Below are 16233 nucleotides of genomic sequence, written 5' to 3'. Positions count from 1 at the left end.
CATCTTGATAAGACCGTGACAGTCTACCGCTCTGCCCTGTTATCTGCTCAAAGCGCCTTTGGCCGACGATCCGCGGAGCTTAACGTAATAAAGGGCACCGGCTCCGATCAGTCCCAGAATGACCAGGCTGCGGACCAGCCATCCGGTTCCGGAGGTGCCGCCCGTGTCGGCGCTGGGCGCCGCGGCCAGAGCGCTGGCGGAGGGTGTTGCCGACGCCGTCGGGCCGGCGGTTGCCGAGGGTGACGGGGTGGGTGTTGCTGTGGCGGATGCCGACGGCGAGGGAGACTCAGACGGCGACGGCGACGGCGAGGGGCTGCTCGTTTCCTCGTCCGCGGCAATCTCGGTTACCAGCCCCGTGGCCGGATCCCAGCGGAAATCCGTGTACAGCATGCTGGCGGCATCGATGAGGTAGCCGCTTCCGCTCTCGATCAGCCAGCCGGTGCCCGGATGGATCAGGAAACCGGTGCTGCGGTCAATGGCGTAGCCGGTGGCCGGATCGATCACGGGGGCGGGCGGTGCGGGTGCGGGCTGGGGCGCAGGAGCAGGCACGGGGGCGGGCTGCGGAGCGGGGGCCGGCGGCGGTTCTACGGGCGGCGCCACGGGCGGATCGGGAACCGGGGCCGGATCCGACGGAACGGGAGCGGGAGGGGCAGGGCTTTCGGTCCCCGGCGGGGGCGTCTCCACCGCAAGTGCCGGTCCCACGGCCGCGGATGAGAGGAGGACGGCCACCGCCGCGGCGGTTACCGCCCGTCGTCGCCAGTGCCCTGAATCCACGTTATATTCCCCCGTTATGTGCAGCCGCATATCCGGCCATGTCATCGTTGTCGACGGCCTCCGCAATTTCTGCGATGGCCGTTTCGTCCTTGATCACAATAGACTGTCCGTCGCTTGACGTTCCCGCGCCCAGTGTCGGGAGCGTAAACATCGTCAGGTCGTTCCCCCGCAGGCCGCGCAGGGAGAAGGCCAGCTTGCCAGCGGCAGCGGCATCCAGCTCCTCATCCACGCTGAGGTAGGGAGAGATCTCGGAGACGGCCCTGCTGACCTTGACCGGATTCAGCAGCGTTTCCCTGGAGAGCACCTGGGAGACCAGTCCGCTCAGGAAGATCTGCTGGTTGCGCACCCGCTGGTAGTCGCCGTCGGCGAAGGCGTACCGCTCGCGGACAAAGTTCAGCGCGGAGTCCCCGTCCAGGGAAACGGCACCGGCCGGGAAGTGGTCATCGGCGATGCTGGAGGAAAACGCAGCCGGGTTGTTCACCTCCACGCCGCCGAGCGCGTCGGTCAATCCGCTGAACCCTTCAAAGTCCACAATCGCCACGTGGTCAATCGGAGCGTCCAGCAGGGTCTGCACGGCACCCACGGCCAGCGGTACGCCGCCCCGGGCCATGGCCGAGTTGATCTTGCCCTCCCCGTAGCCGGGAATTTCGGTCCAGGTATCGCGCATGATGGACATGACGTAGGCGGTGCTTCGGTCACCGGGCAGGTGCACCAGCATCATGGTGTCGGAACGGGAGGCCTCTGATCCGGGATCCCGGCTGTCGGTGCCGATCAGCAGGATGTTCTGCGAGTTGCCGGCCGCCGGATCCTTGGCGGGGCTGTCCGCGGGCAGCGCGTTCTCGATGGTGGTGGTGCCGTTGTTGAAGCTCCGCGCCAGCGACCACAGATAGCCTCCGGCCACCAGCGCCGCCAAAAGGAAGAGCACCAGCACCGCGGTCAGGAAGGCACGGACCGGACGCCGCCGGCGCCTGGCCGGCTGTTCGTAATCCTCGAAGTACTGCGTCAAGATCTTCTCCTGTTCTCGCTGGACAGAAGCCTAGCGGTCCGGGCCCCGGCTTCGATTCCGGCCCTGCCGGGTTGGACCGATAACCTTGGAGGCATGTTGCTATCCCGCGCTGCCCTTCCGGCAGCGGTTCTTACCCTTGCAGCCGGCCTGACCGCCTGCACTCCCGTGGCCGACGTCGAACCGGCCCCCGACGCCGCCAATCCGGACTGCGCCACCGTCATGGTGGCCCTGCCTTCCGAGCTTGCCGGCGAGCAGCAGCGTGAGACGGACAGCCAGTCTTCCTCCGCGTGGGGGGATCCGTCGAAGATTATCCTGCGCTGCGGCGTGCCGGTGCCCGGCCCCACCACGGAGCAGTGCGCCACGGTCAACGGCATCGACTGGATCCTGCAGGAGGATGAGACCACCTGGACGGCTACAACATACGGGCGGGAGCCGGCCATTGAAGTGATCTTCAACCCGGAGGAAGTCTCCTCCTCCACGCTCCTGGTGCAGCTGGAGAACTCGGTGTCCCGGATCCAGCCGACCCGCGAATGCGTCAGCAGCAACGACCTGGAGCTGCCCGCGCAGTAGCGCCGGGCAGCTCGGTGCGCCGAGCGGACCGCCTGCCGTTAGCGCAGGCCGGTTTTGCGCTCCAGCGCCAGCGAAATCAGTTCATCGATGAGCTCCGTGTACGGCAGGCCGGATTTGGCCCACATCTGCGGATACATGCTCACGGGCGTGAAGCCGGGCATGGTGTTGATCTCGTTGATGATCAGGTCCCCGCCGGGGGTGTAGAAGAAGTCCACCCGGGACAGGCCCTCGGCGCCGACGGCTTCAAAGGCTGCGGCGGCCAGCACGCGGACCCGTTCCGAGACTGCGGCGGGAAGGTCGGCGGGGCAGCTCAGCTCGGCGGCCGCGCCGTCAACGTACTTGGCGTCAAAGTCGTACCACTCGTGGTCACCGTTCTGCACGGCGATTTCCCCCGGATGGCTGGTGCGCGGATCCTCGGTGCCGCGGCCCTGCAGCACCGCCACTTCGATTTCCCGGCCGATGATGCCGGCTTCCACAACCACCTTGGGATCGTGCAGGCGGGCCGCTTCAATGGCGGCGGTGAGGGCGGAGGGTTCGGCAACCCGGGTGATGCCCATGGAGGAGCCGGCCCGTGCGGGCTTGACGAAGAGCGGGAACTGCAGTTTCGCGGCGCGCTCCAGGCACGCTCCGGCGTCCTTCTGCCACTGGCGGTCGGTGATGACTTCGTAGGGGCCCACCGTCAGGCCGGCCGCTGCAAACACGACCTTCATGTAGTGCTTGTCCATCCCCACGGCGGAGGCCAGGACACCGGCACCGACGTAACGGATATCGGCCATTTCCAGCATTCCCTGCAGGGTGCCGTCCTCGCCGAACGGCCCGTGCAGGACGGGGAACACGACGTCGATGCGGCCCAGGCTGCGCGGCAGTGTGCCCTCGGCGTGCGCCACAAGGTCGGAGCCGGAGCCGTCGGCGGACAGGACGACGCTTTCGAGGCCGGCAGTGACCTCCGGCAGGGACTCGGAGCGCAGCGACCAGTTTGCCGGATCGGCGGAGACCAGGGTCCACTGCCCGTCGCGGGTGATCCCCACCGGAACGACGTCGTACTTGCTGCGGTCAATGGAGTCCAGGACGCCGGCTGCGGTCACGCAGCTCACGGCGTGTTCGCTGGAGCGTCCGCCGAACAGCACTGCCACGCGCGGCCGGCTGGAGCCCGCACCGGTGCCGGCGGTTTCAGCGGCGTCGCCGGAGGCGGTTACCGAGTCGGGAGTCAGCGGTTCATTGGTCACGGGGTGTGCACACCTTCGGATTTCAGTTCGCGGGACAGCAGTCGCGGTCCCAGTTCGTCCACAGAAATAACGCCCTGCAGAACGGCAACAACATTTTCGGTGATGGGCATGTAGACGCCCAGCTGAGTGGCGCGGTCCAGCACGGCCTGGGCTGACTTGATGCCTTCGGCTGTCTGCTTCATGGAAGCGTTGACCTCCTCCAGCGTCAAGCCCTGGGCCAGCAGCCGGCCTGCGGTGTGGTTGCGCGACAGCGGCGAGGAGCAGGTGGCGATGAGGTCGCCCATGCCGGCGAGGCCGGACATGGTTTCGGCGCTTCCGCCCAGCGCCAGCGCCAGGCGCGTGGTCTCCGCCAGGCCGCGGGTCATGACCGAGGCCTTGGTGTTGTCCCCCATGCCCTTGCCTTCGCAGATGCCCACGGCCAGGGCAATGACGTTCTTGACGATCCCGCCGATTTCCGTGCCCACCACGTCGGTGTTGGTGTACGGCCGGAAATAGGGTGCGGTGCAGGCGCGGGCAATCCAGCCGGCGGTCTCCAGGTTCGAGCAGGCCACCACCGACGCCGTCGGCTGGCGGCCGGCAATCTCCATGGCCAGGTTAGGGCCCGAGACAACGGCAACCCGGTCCTCGGGCCAGTGCAGTTCCTCCTCGATGACCTGGCTCATGCGCGAGTCGGTGCCGACTTCCAGGCCCTTCATCAGGGAGACAACGACGGCGCCTTCCGGGATGAGCTCCCGGACGCTGCGCAGCTGGGCGCGCAGGGTCTGTGCCGGGACGGCCAGCACCACCAGTTCGGCGCCGGCCAGAACCTGGGCGGGGTCCGCCGAGGCCGTGAGGTTGGCCGGGAGGACAGTGTCCTTCAAATACTGGCTGTTGCGGTGGCTCTCGTTGATTTCCGCTGCGACCTCGGGCCGCCGGGCCCAGACGCGGACGTCCGTCTGCCGGGAAGCGCCGGCGTCGGCCACGATCTTTGCGAAGACGGTTCCCCAGCTGCCTGCCCCCAGGACAGCAACTACCTGCGGGGGCGTGTTAAGCAAGCTCATTAGTGTCGGTCCCGTTCTTTTTCTTGTTGTGGCTGTGTTGCGTGTCAGCGCCCGGGTCAAAGTTCCGGCCGATGGCCGACTGGCCCTTCTGCGCCGGATCCCAGCGCACTGCCGGGGGCTTTTCATTCCGCAGTTCCGCGACAAGCACCGTCAGGCTGTCCATGATGCGTTCCGTGGCAGTGTCCAGCACTGATTTGGTCATGGGCTTTCCGCGGAGGTCCGAAAGGTCCACGGGAGTCCCGACCCGCAGCCGGACCGTCTTGCGCGGGAAAAGGGAAAGGCGCTTGCTGTAGCGCGGCAGTACCGCTTCGGCACCCCAGTGGGCTATCGGAACCACGGGGGCTCCGGTTTGCAGGGCAAGCCGGGCAGCGCCCGTCCGCCCGCGCATCGGCCAAAGCTCGGGGTCGCGGGTCAGCGTTCCCTCCGGGTAAACAATCAGGGCGCCGCCGGCGTCGATAACCGTCCGGGCGCCTTTCAGCGACGCCGAAGCGCCGGCCGTGATGCGTTCCACCGGCACCTGGTTGGTGGCGCGGAGGGCCGGGCCCAGCACGGGCACCTTAAAGAGGGACGCCTTCGCGAGGTAGCGGGGCATGATCTTCTGGTTGTAGAAGAAGTGCCCCACCACCACCGGGTCGATCTCAGTCACGTGGTTGGGGCAGGCAATGAACCCGGTGTCCCGGGGAAGGTTTTCCATTCCCTCCCACTGCTTGCGCAGCAGGATGTTCATTACCGGCCGCATGGTGTTCGCCAGCAGGGCGAACGCCACCCGTGACTTGACCGACTCAGGCATGCCGGCCTCTACTTCGTTCCGGCAGCGACGGCAGTGACGTCAAAGTCGGCGCCGAGGCCTTCGAGCTTCTCGAGGAAGTGCTCGTACCCGCGGTTGATGAGTTCGATGCCCGTCACCCGAGATGTTCCTTCGGCCGCCAGGGCCGCAATGAGGTGGCTGAAGCCGCCCCGCAGGTCCGGGATGTCGATTTCGGCACCCTTCAGCTGTACGGGGCCGGAGATGACGGCCGAATGGAGGAAGTTCCGCTGGCCGAACCGGCACGGCACACTGCCGAGGCATTCGCGGTGCACCTGGATGTTGGCTCCCATGCGGATGAGCGCATCGGTGAACCCAAAGCGGTTCTCGTACACGGTTTCGTGGACGATGGACACGCCCTGGGCCTGGGTCAGGGCAACCACCAGGGGCTGCTGCCAGTCGGTCATGAACCCGGGGTGCACGTCGGTTTCCAGCACCAGCGGGTTCAGCGCGCCGCCCGGGTGGTAGAAACGGATGCCGCCGTCGTCGACGTCGAACGCGCCGCCGATCTTGCGGTAAGTGTTCAGGAAGGCGGTGAGGTCCTGCTGGGAGGCACCCTCAACGTAAATGTCGCCCTTGGTAACCAGCGCTGCGGAGGCCCAGGATGCGGCCTCGTTGCGGTCGGGCAGCGCACGGTGGTTGTATCCGGACAGCTCGGAGACGCCCTCAATGCGGATGACGCGGTCCGTCTGGACCGTGATGATCGCGCCCATTTTCTGCAGCACGGCAATGAGGTCCAGGATCTCCGGCTCCACGGCAGCGCCGCGCAGCTCGGTAATGCCCACGGCCTTGACCGCGGTCAGCAGCACCTGCTCGGTGGCGCCGACGCTCGGGTAGGGCAGTTCCAGCTTGGCGCCGGTAAGGCCCTTGGGGGCCGAGATGGAGATGCCGCCCGGGCGCTTTTCCACGACGGCACCGAAATTCCGCAGCATCTGCAGGTGGAAGTCGATGGGCCGGTCGCCGATCTTGCAGCCGCCGAGGTCAGGAATGAAGGCCTCGCCGAGGCTGTGCATCAGCGGGCCGCACAGCAGGATGGGGATCCGGGAATCGCCCGCGTGCGCATCAATATCCTTGGACGCCGCGGTCTTGGCGTTCTGGGGATCCATGGTCAGGTCACCGGTCACCGGGTCCTTGGTGACTTCAACGCCGTGGAGCTTCAACAGCGAGGTGACAACCTCAACGTCCTTGATTTCCGGGACGTTGCGGAGCAGTGACGGGCTATTGCCCAGCAGTGCCGCAACCATGGCTTTGGGAACGAGGTTCTTCGCTCCGCGGACGGGGACTTTTCCTGTCAGAGGAACTCCACCACGGATGGTTAGAACGCTACCCATGAACACCTAATTTCTTTTTTCTATAATGCCCCAACAGCAAAGAGAGACTGCACTCAAGCATAGGAGCTAGCGTCCGCATACTGAAATATCGGCACCCCGCCGCCGGAGTTTCCGCGCCGCTTCCGGCGCCGGAACGGTGCCGGTGCCGTGGTGGTGCTCACCGGCCCGAGGACGCGGAGAAATGCCGATGGGCCCCCGTGTGGGGGCCCATCAATAATACTGAGTGCCGCTGTGCGACACGAAACTCACCGGAGTCCGGCGCGCCGGAGAAAAATGCGGTTTAGGCCCGGGCTGGAAGGGTTGTTGGTTTGAAGGCGGGGCGCTGTGCTTCAAACTTTGTGATATCCGACTCACGCCGCAGCGTGAGGGAAATATCATCCAATCCTTCGAGCAGCCGCCACCGGGTGTATTCGTCAATGGTGAAGGGAGCCGTGACGGCGCCGCAAATGACGGTGCGTGATTCCAGGTCCACGGTGACCTCGGTGCCCGGAGAGTTTTCGAGCACCTTCCAGATGAGTTCAATGTCATCCTGGGCCACCTGCGCTGCGACAAGTCCCTGCTTGCCGGAGTTGCCCCGGAAGATGTCGGCGAAGCGGGAGGACAGGACGGCCCGGAACCCGTAGTCCTTCAGCGCCCAGACCGCGTGTTCGCGGGAGGACCCGGTGCCGAAGTCGGGGCCGGCCACCAGTACCGAGCCGGCGGCGTACGGCTCGCGGTTCAGGATGAAGTTCTCATCCTTGCGCCAGCCGGCGAAGAGGGCGTCCTCGAATCCGGTGCGCGTGATCCGCTTGAGGTAGACGGCGGGGATGATCTGGTCGGTGTCGACGTCGCTCTGGCGCAGCGGAACGCCGATGCCGGTGTGCGTGGTGATCTTTTCCATGGCGGGCTCCTAAACGGCAGACTGGGCGGATGCGGCGTGTTCGGCGGGTTCTGCGGGTTCTGCGGATGCCGCGGACGTACCGGAGCGGGGCTCGAGGTCCGAGGGTGAACTCAGGGTGCCCCGGACCGCCGTGGCAGCGGCGACCACGGGTGAGACCAGGTGCGTGCGCCCGCCCTTGCCCTGGCGCCCTTCAAAGTTCCGGTTGGACGTGGACGCGCAGCGCTCCCCCGGTGCCAGCTGGTCCGGGTTCATGCCCAGGCACATGGAGCACCCGGCAAAGCGCCATTCCGCACCGAAGTCCTTGAACACCCGGTCCAGGCCTTCGGCTTCGGCTTCGAGCCGGACCCGTGCCGAGCCGGGGACAACCATCATCCGGATGTTCGGGTCCTTCTGCCGGCCGCGGATGATGTCCGCGGCAATGCGCAGGTCCTCGATCCGGCTGTTGGTGCAGGAACCCAGGAAGACTGTGTCCACGCTGATGTCCTTCATGGGAGTTCCCGCGGCGAGATCCATGTACGTCAGCGCCCGCTCTGCGGCGGCCTTCGCATTCTCGTCGGCGAAATCTTCGGGGAACGGAACGGAGCCCGAGAGCGAGACGCCCTGACCGGGGTTGGTTCCCCAGGTGACAAAAGGCTCCAGCTCGTCGGCGTCCAGGAACACCTCGGCGTCGAACACGGCGTCGTCGTCCGTGACCAGTGACTTCCAGTGCTCGACGGCGGCATCCCAGTCAGCGCCCTGCGGCGCGTGCGGCTTGTCCTTGAGGTAGGCGAACGTGGTTTCGTCCGGCGCCACCATGCCGGCACGGGCGCCGGCCTCGATGGACATGTTGCAGATGGTCATCCGGGCTTCCATGGACAGGGAGCGGATGGCGGATCCGCGGTATTCCAGGACATAGCCCTGCCCGCCGCCGGTGCCGATCTTGGCAATCACGGCCAGGATAATGTCCTTGGACGTGACGCCGGGGCGCAGGGTTCCTTCCACGGTGATGGCCATGGTCCGGAAGGGCTTCAGCGACAGCGTCTGGGTGGCCATGACGTGCTCCACCTCGGAGGTGCCGATGCCCATGGCCAGCGCGCCGAAGGCTCCGTGGGTGGAGGTGTGCGAGTCCCCGCAGACCACGGTCAGGCCCGGCTGGGTCAGGCCCAGCTGCGGGCCGACCACGTGCACGATGCCCTGCTCGGCGTCGCCGAGCGGATGCAGCCGCACCCCGAATTCCGCACAGTTGGCGCGGAGGGTTTCGATCTGGGTCCGGCTCACCGGATCGGCGATGGGCTTGTCGATTTCCAGCGTGGGAGTGTTGTGGTCCTCGGTGGCGATGGTCAGGTCCGGGCGGCGCAGCTTCCGGCCGGCCAGGCGAAGCCCCTCGAAAGCCTGCGGGGACGTCACCTCATGGACAAGGTGCAGGTCGATGTACAGAAGGTCGGGCGCTCCGTCCTCGCCCTTGACCACTACGTGCTCGTCCCACACTTTCTCCGCAAGCGTCCTGCCTGCTGCGTGCTCACCCATGCCCGATGCTCCTTGTGAAGTGTCTCCCGCAGGCCGAAAAACGCGGCCGCGCAAAGTCGATGGGTTAAGACAACCAGCCCCGGCCGCGGACACGCCACTATTTCAATTTGCATCTCAAATAATGAGACGGCAGTATCAACACATGGACACACTGGGAAACGCCGCCAGCGGCGTGGGAGTCATTGATAAGGCGGCACTGGTGCTTGATGCACTGGAAGCCGGACCTACCACGCTGGCACAGCTGGTGGCGGCCACCGGGCTGGCCCGTCCCACGGTGCACCGCCTCGCCGTCGCGCTGGCTCACCACCGCCTGGTGGGCCGGGACATCCAGGGCCGGTTTGTCCTGGGCGGCCGGCTCGTGGAACTGGCATCGGCCGCCGGCGAGGACCGCCTGATCGCGGCAGCCGGACCGGTGCTGCTGTCCCTGCGCGACGCGACCGGAGAAAGCTCGCAGGTTTTCCGCCGGCAGGGGGAATGGCGGGTCTGCGTGGCTTCCGCCGAGCGTCCCATCGGGTTGCGGGACACCATTCCCGTCGGCACGCAGCTGTCCATGAAGGCCGGATCCGCTGCTCAGTGCCTGCTGGCTTGGGAAGACCACGACCGGCTGTTCGAAGGGCTGCACAATGCACGGTTCACCCCCACTGTCCTGGCCGGCGTGCGGCGCCGCGGCTGGGCGCAGAGCCTGGGTGAACGGGAACCGGGAGTGGCGTCGGTTTCGGCACCGGTGCGCGGTCCCTCCGGCCGGGTCATTGCCGCCGTCTCCATTTCAGGGCCGATCGAGCGGCTGACCCGCCAGCCCGGACGCATTCACGCCGAAGTAGTGACCCGGGCAGCCGCCTCGCTCACCGAGACCCTGCGGAAGACCGCGGACTAGGCCTATTCTGGGACTCCCATCCAGGGAACGGGGCTGAGCCGAGGGGTCGCCATGAAACGGGTGCGCTTGCTGTGGAACATCATCCGTGCCACCGGCGCCGACGGGGTTTTCACCGGTTTTTTGCTGGTCCTTGCCGGCGGTTCCCTGATGCTGGCGCGGTTTGAACCCGGCATCAACAACTTGGGCGATGCCCTCTGGTTCCTGTTTGTCTCCTTCACCACCATCGGCTTCGGCGATATTGTTCCGGTGACCATGCCGGGCCGGCTCATTACGGTTGTTGTGTCGCTGTACGGCATCCTGGTGGTGGCGCTGGGAACCGGCGTGATTGTCGGGTACTACAGCGAAATCCTGCGGGCCCGGGCGAACACCAGCCTGGATGAGCTCATCAGCGAACTGGAGCAGCTGCCGGAGCTGTCGCGGGAAGACCTTCTCGCGCTGGCCGAGCGGATCCGGCGGCGGCACATCCTGCGGTAGCAGGCCGGCCGGTCCGGCGATACTGTCCCCGTTAGTACCAGCCCGGTGCCGCTAGCCCGTGCTGCCAGCCCGGTGCCGCTAGCCCGCGAAGTGGTCCCAGCCCGAGGTCCGCGGTGCCTCTCCCCCATAGGTGACGCCCTCGCCGTCGTGCACTGTTCCCACCGGCAGGAAACCCTCCGGCAGTACAGTGCCGGCCGGGAACGAGGCAAGCAGTCCGTGGTCCTCGCCGCCGCCGAGCACCCAGTCCAGCGCTTCCGCGCCCAGCAGCTGCGCTTCGCGCTGCAGGCGGGCGGCCCGGGGAGCGAGAAGGGCGGGGTCCAGATCGATCGCCACGCCTGAAGCCCGCGCAATCCGCCCGGCATCGCGCACCAGTCCGTCGGAAATGTCCAGCATGGCGGTGGCTCCGGCCGCTGCTGCCCCGGGGCCCTGCAGCAGCGGCGGCCGCGGACGGCACTGGGCCGCAGCGAGGGCAAGCAGCGCCTCATCCATCTGCGCATACGCCAGGCTGCTCTCCAGCGCCGCGAGCCCGCCGGCGGCCAGCCCCAGCGCTCCGGCATGGGCGAGCTGATCCCCGGGGCGGGCGCCGGAGCGCAGCACGGGGGCCCGGCCCTGCAGGTTCCCGGTGACGGCTGCCGTCACCACGATTTCCCGCCCCCGGCCCAGATCCCCGCCGACCACGGAGCACGGCCCGGTGCCGGCGGTGAGCGTCCGGATGGCAGCGGCGAGTCCGTCGGCGAGGTCTTCCACCCATGACACCGCAGTGCTGCCGGGCAGGGTCAGGCTTACCACCAGCGAGGTGGCAACGCCTCCCATGGCGTTGATGTCCGAGAGGTTCTGGGCGGCGCATTTCCAGCCCACGTCATATCCGCTGGTGCGGTAACCGGAGGGCCAAACCAGCCGAAAGTCCGCGTCCTGGACCAGGGTGTCAATCGAGATGGCGGTGCGTCCGTCGGGGGAAGCGATGACCGCCGCATCATCGCCGGGTCCGAGCAGGGCGTTCGGCTGTCCCAGGCGGGGAAAGATACGGGCGAGAAGGGCTTTTTCGTCGAGGTCCGCCACTGTGGGCGCGTGCGTGGGCACTGGTGGTGTCCTTTGGATCAAAGTCTTGGAACGTTTTCCGGCTCCGAGCGCGAATTTATCACGGACCGAAGATGAGCCACGGGTCGGGAACCGCCCGGCTCTGTGCCTGAGAACGACAAACGAGCACAAAAAACCGGTCCCGGACAGTGTCCGGAACCGGTCTATATTGGTGACCCCAGCGGGATTCGAACCCGCGTTACCGCCGTGAGAGGGCAGCGTACTAGGCCGCTATACGATGGGGCCAGGTACAAGCATTCTGCCCCTAAAGGCGTCTTGCTTCCTTTTGCTCAATCTGAAATTAAGCTCAATAAGTTTTTCACACTTACTGCTGATCTTCAAATTGATAATTTCTTATCATTTGAGAACCGCTGGGATACCAGGACTCGAACCTAGAATGTCGGTACCAGAAACCGATGTGTTGCCAATTACACCATATCCCACTGCGCTTTTCGGGCCGTTTAGGAGAAGTTTTTCCCCGCTGCAACCCCTCAGCACGAGATATAACTATACACCGGTTCCGGAGGAAGTACAAAACGGTTCCGGGCGCCCCGCTGCGGCCCTCATGCGGCCAGGAGCCGCGGAACTTCAGCCAGCGACTTCACCACGGAGATTTCCTTTCCCGGCAGGCCCCCGGCATCCTGTTGCGCCGGCTGCGGGTTTCCGGGGCGGTCCAGCCAGACGCCGCGCAGGCCTGCCGCGGTTGCACCCTCGGCGTCCACCCTGAGATTGTCTCCAATGTAGAGGGTCCTGTCCGCGTCAGTTCCCAGCAGCCGCACACCTTCACGGAAGATAGCGGGATCGGGCTTTGCCGCTCCCACGGCGTCGATGCCCACCAGGATCCGGATCCGTTCCAGCCCCGCGGCGTCGAGCTTGGCCCGCTGGTAGTCATGGACGTTGTTGCTGACAGCTCCGTAGGCGATGCCGCTGGCATCCAGTTCGTCCAGCAGCGGCACCACGTCGTCGAACGCCCGGAAGTGCAGCGGCAGCGTTGCCTCATAGGTGGTGTTCCACGCCCTGGCCGTGTCGTCGTCGAGCAGCGGACGGCCGGTGCTTTGGCGGGCGTGCTGCACGCGGCGGACCCGCTGGTCCGCGAAGGAGAGCTCTCCGGCCAGATACCGGTCGTAGTACCCCTGCGGGTCAGCGGTAAAGAGGGCAGTGAATGCGGTCCAGTCATCGGCCGTGAAATGTGCGAGATCGTGCCCGCCCAGGGCTTGAAGTGTGGTGCCCATGGCGGCACGCAGGTCCACGAGGGTCTCGTCGATGTCGAAAAGTACTCCGTGGACCTGCGTACGCTGCATTGTTGCTGTTCCTTAGCCTGCGTCAGCCCGCGTTGCGGAACGCGCGGAGGCGGGCCAGCGAGGAGTCCTTGCCCAGGATGACCATGGACTCGAACAGCGGCGGAGAAATCCGGCGGCCGGAAACGGCAGTGCGGACCGGGCCGAAGGCCAGCCGCGGCTTGATCCCCATCTCCTCAACCAGTGCCGTGCGAAGTGCTGCCTGGATGTTCTCCGCGGTCCAGTCCTCGATCGGTTCCAGTGCGGCCAGGGCGGCGTCGAGCACCTCGGTGAGGTTGGCGGGCAGCCCCTTCCGCGCGTCGTCGGCCACGTCAATGGCGTCGTCGGCCTTGAACAGGAAGCCCAGCATCTCCGGCGCCTCGCCGAGCAGGGTGATGCGTTCCTGGACCAGCGGAGCTGCCTCGGTGAGGATTTCCTCCTCGCGTGCGGTCAGGGTCTCCCCCACCAGCCCGGCCTGCTGCAGGTACGGCACGAGGCGGTTGCGGAAGTCTTCGGCATCCAGCATCCGGACGTGGGTGCCGTTGATGGCCTCGGCCTTCTTCAGGTCAAAGCGTGCCGGGTTGGCCAGCACATCGTGGATGTCGAACTTCTCCACGAGCTGGTCAACGGTGAAGATGTCCTCGTCTGCGGACATGGACCAGCCCAGCAGCGAGAGGTAGTTCAGCAGGCCCTCGGGGATGAAGCCGCGTTCGCGGTGCAGGAAGAGGCTCGACTCCGGATCACGCTTGGAGAGTTTCTTGTTGCCGCCTCCCATCACGTAGGGCAGGTGCCCGAAGAGCGGCATGTACTGAGCCACTCCGACGTCGATCAGTGCGCGGTACAGCGCAATCTGGCGGGGTGTGGAGGACAGCAGGTCCTCGCCGCGCAGCACATGGGTGATGCCCATGAGGGCGTCGTCCACGGGGTTCACGAGCGTGTAGAGCGGGGCGCCGTTGGCGCGGACGACGACGAAGTCAGGAACTGTCCCGGCCTTGAAGGTGATCTCGCCGCGGACCAGGTCGTTGAACGTGATGTCTTCGTCGGGCATGCGCACGCGCAGCACCGGCTGCCGGCCTTCGGCTTTGAAGGCTTCGATCTGCTCGGGTGTCAGGTTCCGGTCGTAGTTGTCGTAGCCGAGCTTGATGTCGCGACCGGCGGCGCGGTGCCGGGCCTCGATCTCTTCGGGTGTCGAGTAGGACTCGTACAGGTGGCCGGCGTCCTTGAGCTTGGTGATGACGTCCTGGTAAATGTCGCCGCGCTGGGACTGGCGGTACGGCTCATGCGGGCCGCCCACGTTGACGCCCTCATCCCAGGTGATGCCCAGCCAGTCGAGCGCGTCGAGAAGCTGCAGGAAGCTCTCTTCGCTGTCACGGGCGGTGTCGGTGTCTTCGATGCGGAACACCATGGTGCCGCCGGTGTGCTTGGCATAGGCCCAGTTGAACAGGGCGGTCCGGATCAGGCCCACGTGCGGGGTACCTGTGGGGGAAGGACAGAAACGCACGCGCACGGGTGTGCTGTCATCGACGGTGGGCAGTTCGGCAAGTGAAGGCAGGTTAGTCATGATGCTTTCAGTTTAGTCTCTTGATCCGCCGGGCCCGACGTTTGGCGGCCCTGCCGGTCAGACGCCGTACTGATCAGACGCTGTACTGCAGCAGCCAGACGAAGATGCCCGCGGAAACCACGCCCGCAGCCGCCGCCCCCGCCGTATTGCGGGCGGTCCGGGCTTTCCCGCTGAGCAGCGCTGCGATAAACAGTGCCGCAGCGGCAAGCGCCGCCGCTATACCCGCAGCTCCGGGAAACAGCAGGAACAGCAGAACCGGGAGCACGACGGCGGACGCCGCATAGGTGACGTCGGCCCAGTCCAGTCGGATGACCTTGGCGAACACTGAAGTGAGGGCGTAGGCGGTAGTCATGGCAAAAACGACGGCGGCCAGCGCCCGCGGTCCGTCGGTCCAGCGGATGACCCGCAGGACCATGAAGCACGCTCCGGCGGCGCCGAGGATGACGGGAGGCGCACCCAGCCGATCCAGCCCGCGGCGCAGATCCCCGCGCCGGTCCAGAATAGTGACCAGCGCCCAGGGAAACAGGCTGACCAGCACTGCGGCACCGGCACCCCAGAGCAGGGCCTCGCCGCCGTCGTCGTTCAGGAAAGGGGCGGCGAAAAGAATTGCTGCCCACACCGCTCCGGGCAGCAAAAGGCGCCGGACCTGGACGCTGCTGCGCCTTGGTCCGGCGCCGGGGACGCTCATGCCTAGCTGCGGGCGGTGTTCAGGAGGCGGCCGATGCCTTCGATGTCAACCTCGTAGCGCTGGCCGTCGGAGATGAGGCCCACGCCGGCCGGCGTACCGGTAAGGATGACGTCGCCGGGCAGCAGAGTGAAGGCCTGGGATACGTAGGACACGAGTTCCTTGACGCTCCAGATCATCTCTGACGTGTTGCCGTCCTGGACCAGCTGGCCGTTGAGGTAGCCGCGGATGGCCAAGTCGTCGGTATCCAGCTCAGTCTCGATCCAGGGGCCAAGCGGGCAGGAGGTGTCAAAGCCCTTGGCGCGTGCCCACTGGTTATCGGTGCGCTGGGCATCGCGGGCGGTGAGGTCGTTGGCACAGGTGTAACCGAAGATGACCTCGTCCACGCGGTCCAGCGGAACGTCTTTGCAGATGCGGCCGATGACGACGGCGAGTTCGGCCTCGTAGGAGACCTCGTCGGAGAAGGAGGGCAGCACCACGGGATCGTTCGGGCCGATAACCGAGGTGTTGGGCTTGAGGAACATCAGCGGTGCCGGCGGAACGTCACCGCCCATTTCCGCTGCATGGTCCGCGTAGTTTTTGCCGATGCCAACGACCTTGCTGCGCGGGATGATCGGCGCGAGGAGGCGGACATCCTCAAGCTTGTGCCGCTCCCCCGTCAACTGGACGCCGGAGAAGAACGGATCGCCCTTAATGACGGCTATTTCTTCATGTCCTTCGTCGCCGTCCACGACGCCGAAGGCTGGGTCACTGTCTTGTACAAATCGAGCAATACGCATCCCTCAAGCCTAGTAGACGAAAGCTCGCCTCCGGTGCAGATTCCGGGTAGATCCTCCCGCGAGATGGCAGCAAGTGCACGTACCAGGCCCGGGAAGCACAGTTACTGCCATCTCGGCGGAGGGCCGGGGAGCACTTAAACACGTAAGGCCCCGCCAACCAGGACGGGGCCCCACCCAAACGGGTGCGTAAACAGCTGAGGCCCGCACCACACGGTGCGGACCTCAACCTCTCTGCCAGAATTTGTCCGGCGGTGACCTACTCTCCCACATCCTCCCGGATGCAGTACCATCGGCGCTGTGGGTCTTAGCTTCCGGGTTCGGAATGGGACCGGGCGTTTCCCCCACGCTATGACCGCCGTAACCCTTCC

At 66.1% G+C, this 16233-nt stretch carries 16 protein-coding genes, 2 tRNA genes and 1 rRNA gene; 3 read left to right on the top strand and 16 right to left on the bottom strand.

Annotated elements, in window-relative coordinates; all coding sequences use genetic code 11:
• Positions 1-39: 39 nt before the first annotated feature.
• Together WKB88_RS11860 and WKB88_RS11855 are read right to left on the bottom strand one after the other, a co-directional pair.
• Positions 40-774: a hypothetical protein gene (locus WKB88_RS11860; protein ID WP_341394769.1), complete on the bottom strand. Its 735-nt coding sequence runs from the start codon at positions 772-774 to the stop codon at positions 40-42.
• Position 775: 1 nt separating this feature from the next.
• Positions 776-1780: an LCP family protein gene (locus WKB88_RS11855; protein ID WP_341394768.1), complete on the bottom strand. Its 1005-nt coding sequence runs from the start codon at positions 1778-1780 to the stop codon at positions 776-778.
• Positions 1781-1873: 93 nt separating this feature from the next.
• On the opposite strand from WKB88_RS11855, the gene WKB88_RS11850 reads away from it, so the two are divergent.
• Positions 1874-2350, top strand: a complete 477-nt coding sequence (locus WKB88_RS11850) for a DUF3515 domain-containing protein (protein WP_341394767.1) — start codon at positions 1874-1876, stop codon at positions 2348-2350.
• Positions 2351-2388: 38 nt separating this feature from the next.
• Here WKB88_RS11850 and WKB88_RS11845 read toward each other — a convergent pair whose 3' ends face one another.
• The 6 genes from WKB88_RS11845 to leuC form a co-directional block, all read right to left on the bottom strand.
• Positions 2389-3561, bottom strand: coding sequence for a D-alanine--D-alanine ligase family protein (locus tag WKB88_RS11845; protein WP_341395080.1), 1173 nt, complete (start codon positions 3559-3561; stop codon positions 2389-2391).
• Positions 3562-3572: 11 nt separating this feature from the next.
• Entirely contained in the window at positions 3573-4616 is a 1044-nt protein-coding gene (locus WKB88_RS11840; RefSeq protein ID WP_341394766.1) for an NAD(P)H-dependent glycerol-3-phosphate dehydrogenase, read from the bottom strand.
• The gene (locus WKB88_RS11835) at positions 4603-5406 is read right to left on the bottom strand and encodes a lysophospholipid acyltransferase family protein (RefSeq protein ID WP_341394765.1); all 804 of its coding nucleotides are present in this window, start codon (positions 5404-5406) and stop codon (positions 4603-4605) included. The genes WKB88_RS11840 and WKB88_RS11835 overlap by 14 nt, the downstream gene beginning before the upstream one ends.
• A gap of 8 nt (positions 5407-5414) precedes the next feature.
• Positions 5415-6752, bottom strand: a complete 1338-nt coding sequence (murA, locus tag WKB88_RS11830; protein WP_341394764.1) for a UDP-N-acetylglucosamine 1-carboxyvinyltransferase — start codon at positions 6750-6752, stop codon at positions 5415-5417.
• A 280-nt stretch (positions 6753-7032) separates the two neighbouring features.
• Positions 7033-7632: a 3-isopropylmalate dehydratase small subunit gene (gene leuD / locus WKB88_RS11825; protein ID WP_341394763.1), complete on the bottom strand. Its 600-nt coding sequence runs from the start codon at positions 7630-7632 to the stop codon at positions 7033-7035.
• A 9-nt stretch (positions 7633-7641) separates the two neighbouring features.
• Positions 7642-9138, bottom strand: coding sequence for a 3-isopropylmalate dehydratase large subunit (leuC, locus tag WKB88_RS11820; RefSeq protein ID WP_341394762.1), 1497 nt, complete (start codon positions 9136-9138; stop codon positions 7642-7644).
• A 142-nt stretch (positions 9139-9280) separates the two neighbouring features.
• Between leuC and WKB88_RS11815 the strand changes: the two genes are divergently transcribed.
• The gene (locus tag WKB88_RS11815) at positions 9281-10012 is read left to right on the top strand and encodes an IclR family transcriptional regulator (RefSeq protein WP_341394761.1); all 732 of its coding nucleotides are present in this window, start codon (positions 9281-9283) and stop codon (positions 10010-10012) included.
• Between the two features lie 51 nt (positions 10013-10063).
• Positions 10064-10486, top strand: a complete 423-nt coding sequence (locus WKB88_RS11810; protein ID WP_341394760.1) for a potassium channel family protein — start codon at positions 10064-10066, stop codon at positions 10484-10486.
• A 78-nt stretch (positions 10487-10564) separates the two neighbouring features.
• Here WKB88_RS11810 and thiL read toward each other — a convergent pair whose 3' ends face one another.
• The 8 genes from thiL to rrf all read right to left on the bottom strand — a co-directional run bounded on the left by thiL (position 10565) and on the right by rrf (position 16225).
• Entirely contained in the window at positions 10565-11566 is a 1002-nt protein-coding gene (gene thiL, locus WKB88_RS11805) for a thiamine-phosphate kinase (RefSeq protein WP_341394759.1), read from the bottom strand.
• A gap of 167 nt (positions 11567-11733) precedes the next feature.
• A tRNA-Glu gene (locus tag WKB88_RS11800) sits at positions 11734-11809 on the bottom strand.
• A 125-nt stretch (positions 11810-11934) separates the two neighbouring features.
• Positions 11935-12006 (bottom strand) — tRNA-Gln (locus WKB88_RS11795).
• A gap of 120 nt (positions 12007-12126) precedes the next feature.
• Positions 12127-12864, bottom strand: a complete 738-nt coding sequence (locus tag WKB88_RS11790; RefSeq protein WP_341394758.1) for an HAD family hydrolase — start codon at positions 12862-12864, stop codon at positions 12127-12129.
• Between the two features lie 22 nt (positions 12865-12886).
• Positions 12887-14401 (bottom strand): glutamate--tRNA ligase, encoded by a 1515-nt coding sequence (gltX, locus tag WKB88_RS11785; protein WP_341394757.1) that lies wholly within the window; start codon positions 14399-14401, stop codon positions 12887-12889.
• A gap of 73 nt (positions 14402-14474) precedes the next feature.
• On the bottom strand, positions 14475-15089 hold the full coding sequence (locus tag WKB88_RS11780; RefSeq protein WP_341394756.1) for a hypothetical protein: 615 nt from the start codon (positions 15087-15089) through the stop codon (positions 14475-14477).
• A 2-nt stretch (positions 15090-15091) separates the two neighbouring features.
• Positions 15092-15865, bottom strand: coding sequence for a fumarylacetoacetate hydrolase family protein (locus tag WKB88_RS11775; RefSeq protein WP_341394755.1), 774 nt, complete (start codon positions 15863-15865; stop codon positions 15092-15094).
• A gap of 243 nt (positions 15866-16108) precedes the next feature.
• A 5S ribosomal RNA gene (gene rrf, locus WKB88_RS11770) occupies positions 16109-16225 on the bottom strand.
• Positions 16226-16233 lie beyond the last annotated feature (8 nt).

It is taken from the genome of Arthrobacter sp. G119Y2 (assembly GCF_038069765.1).
GTDB lineage: Bacteria > Actinomycetota > Actinomycetes > Actinomycetales > Micrococcaceae > Arthrobacter_B.
Note: the sequence above shows the minus strand (reverse complement) of the source record. Positions and strands in the feature narration are given on the sequence as shown.

Bases quoted from the DNA above. Each gene is read 5' to 3' on its own strand.
- WKB88_RS11850 (WP_341394767.1), top strand. From the start codon at position 1,874: ATGTTGCTATCCCGCGCTGCCCTTCCGGCAGCGGTTCTTACCCTTGCA.
- WKB88_RS11840 (WP_341394766.1), bottom strand. From the start codon at position 4,616: ATGAGCTTGCTTAACACGCCCCCGCAGGTAGTTGCTGTCCTGGGGGCA.
- WKB88_RS11835 (WP_341394765.1), bottom strand. From the start codon at position 5,406: ATGCCTGAGTCGGTCAAGTCACGGGTGGCGTTCGCCCTGCTGGCGAAC.
- murA (WP_341394764.1), bottom strand. From the start codon at position 6,752: ATGGGTAGCGTTCTAACCATCCGTGGTGGAGTTCCTCTGACAGGAAAA.
- leuD (WP_341394763.1), bottom strand. From the start codon at position 7,632: ATGGAAAAGATCACCACGCACACCGGCATCGGCGTTCCGCTGCGCCAG.
- leuC (WP_341394762.1), bottom strand. From the start codon at position 9,138: ATGGGTGAGCACGCAGCAGGCAGGACGCTTGCGGAGAAAGTGTGGGAC.
- WKB88_RS11815 (WP_341394761.1), top strand. From the start codon at position 9,281: ATGGACACACTGGGAAACGCCGCCAGCGGCGTGGGAGTCATTGATAAG.
- WKB88_RS11810 (WP_341394760.1), top strand. From the start codon at position 10,064: ATGAAACGGGTGCGCTTGCTGTGGAACATCATCCGTGCCACCGGCGCC.
- WKB88_RS11790 (WP_341394758.1), bottom strand. From the start codon at position 12,864: ATGCAGCGTACGCAGGTCCACGGAGTACTTTTCGACATCGACGAGACC.
- gltX (WP_341394757.1), bottom strand. From the start codon at position 14,401: ATGACTAACCTGCCTTCACTTGCCGAACTGCCCACCGTCGATGACAGC.
- WKB88_RS11780 (WP_341394756.1), bottom strand. From the start codon at position 15,089: ATGAGCGTCCCCGGCGCCGGACCAAGGCGCAGCAGCGTCCAGGTCCGG.
- WKB88_RS11775 (WP_341394755.1), bottom strand. From the start codon at position 15,865: ATGCGTATTGCTCGATTTGTACAAGACAGTGACCCAGCCTTCGGCGTC.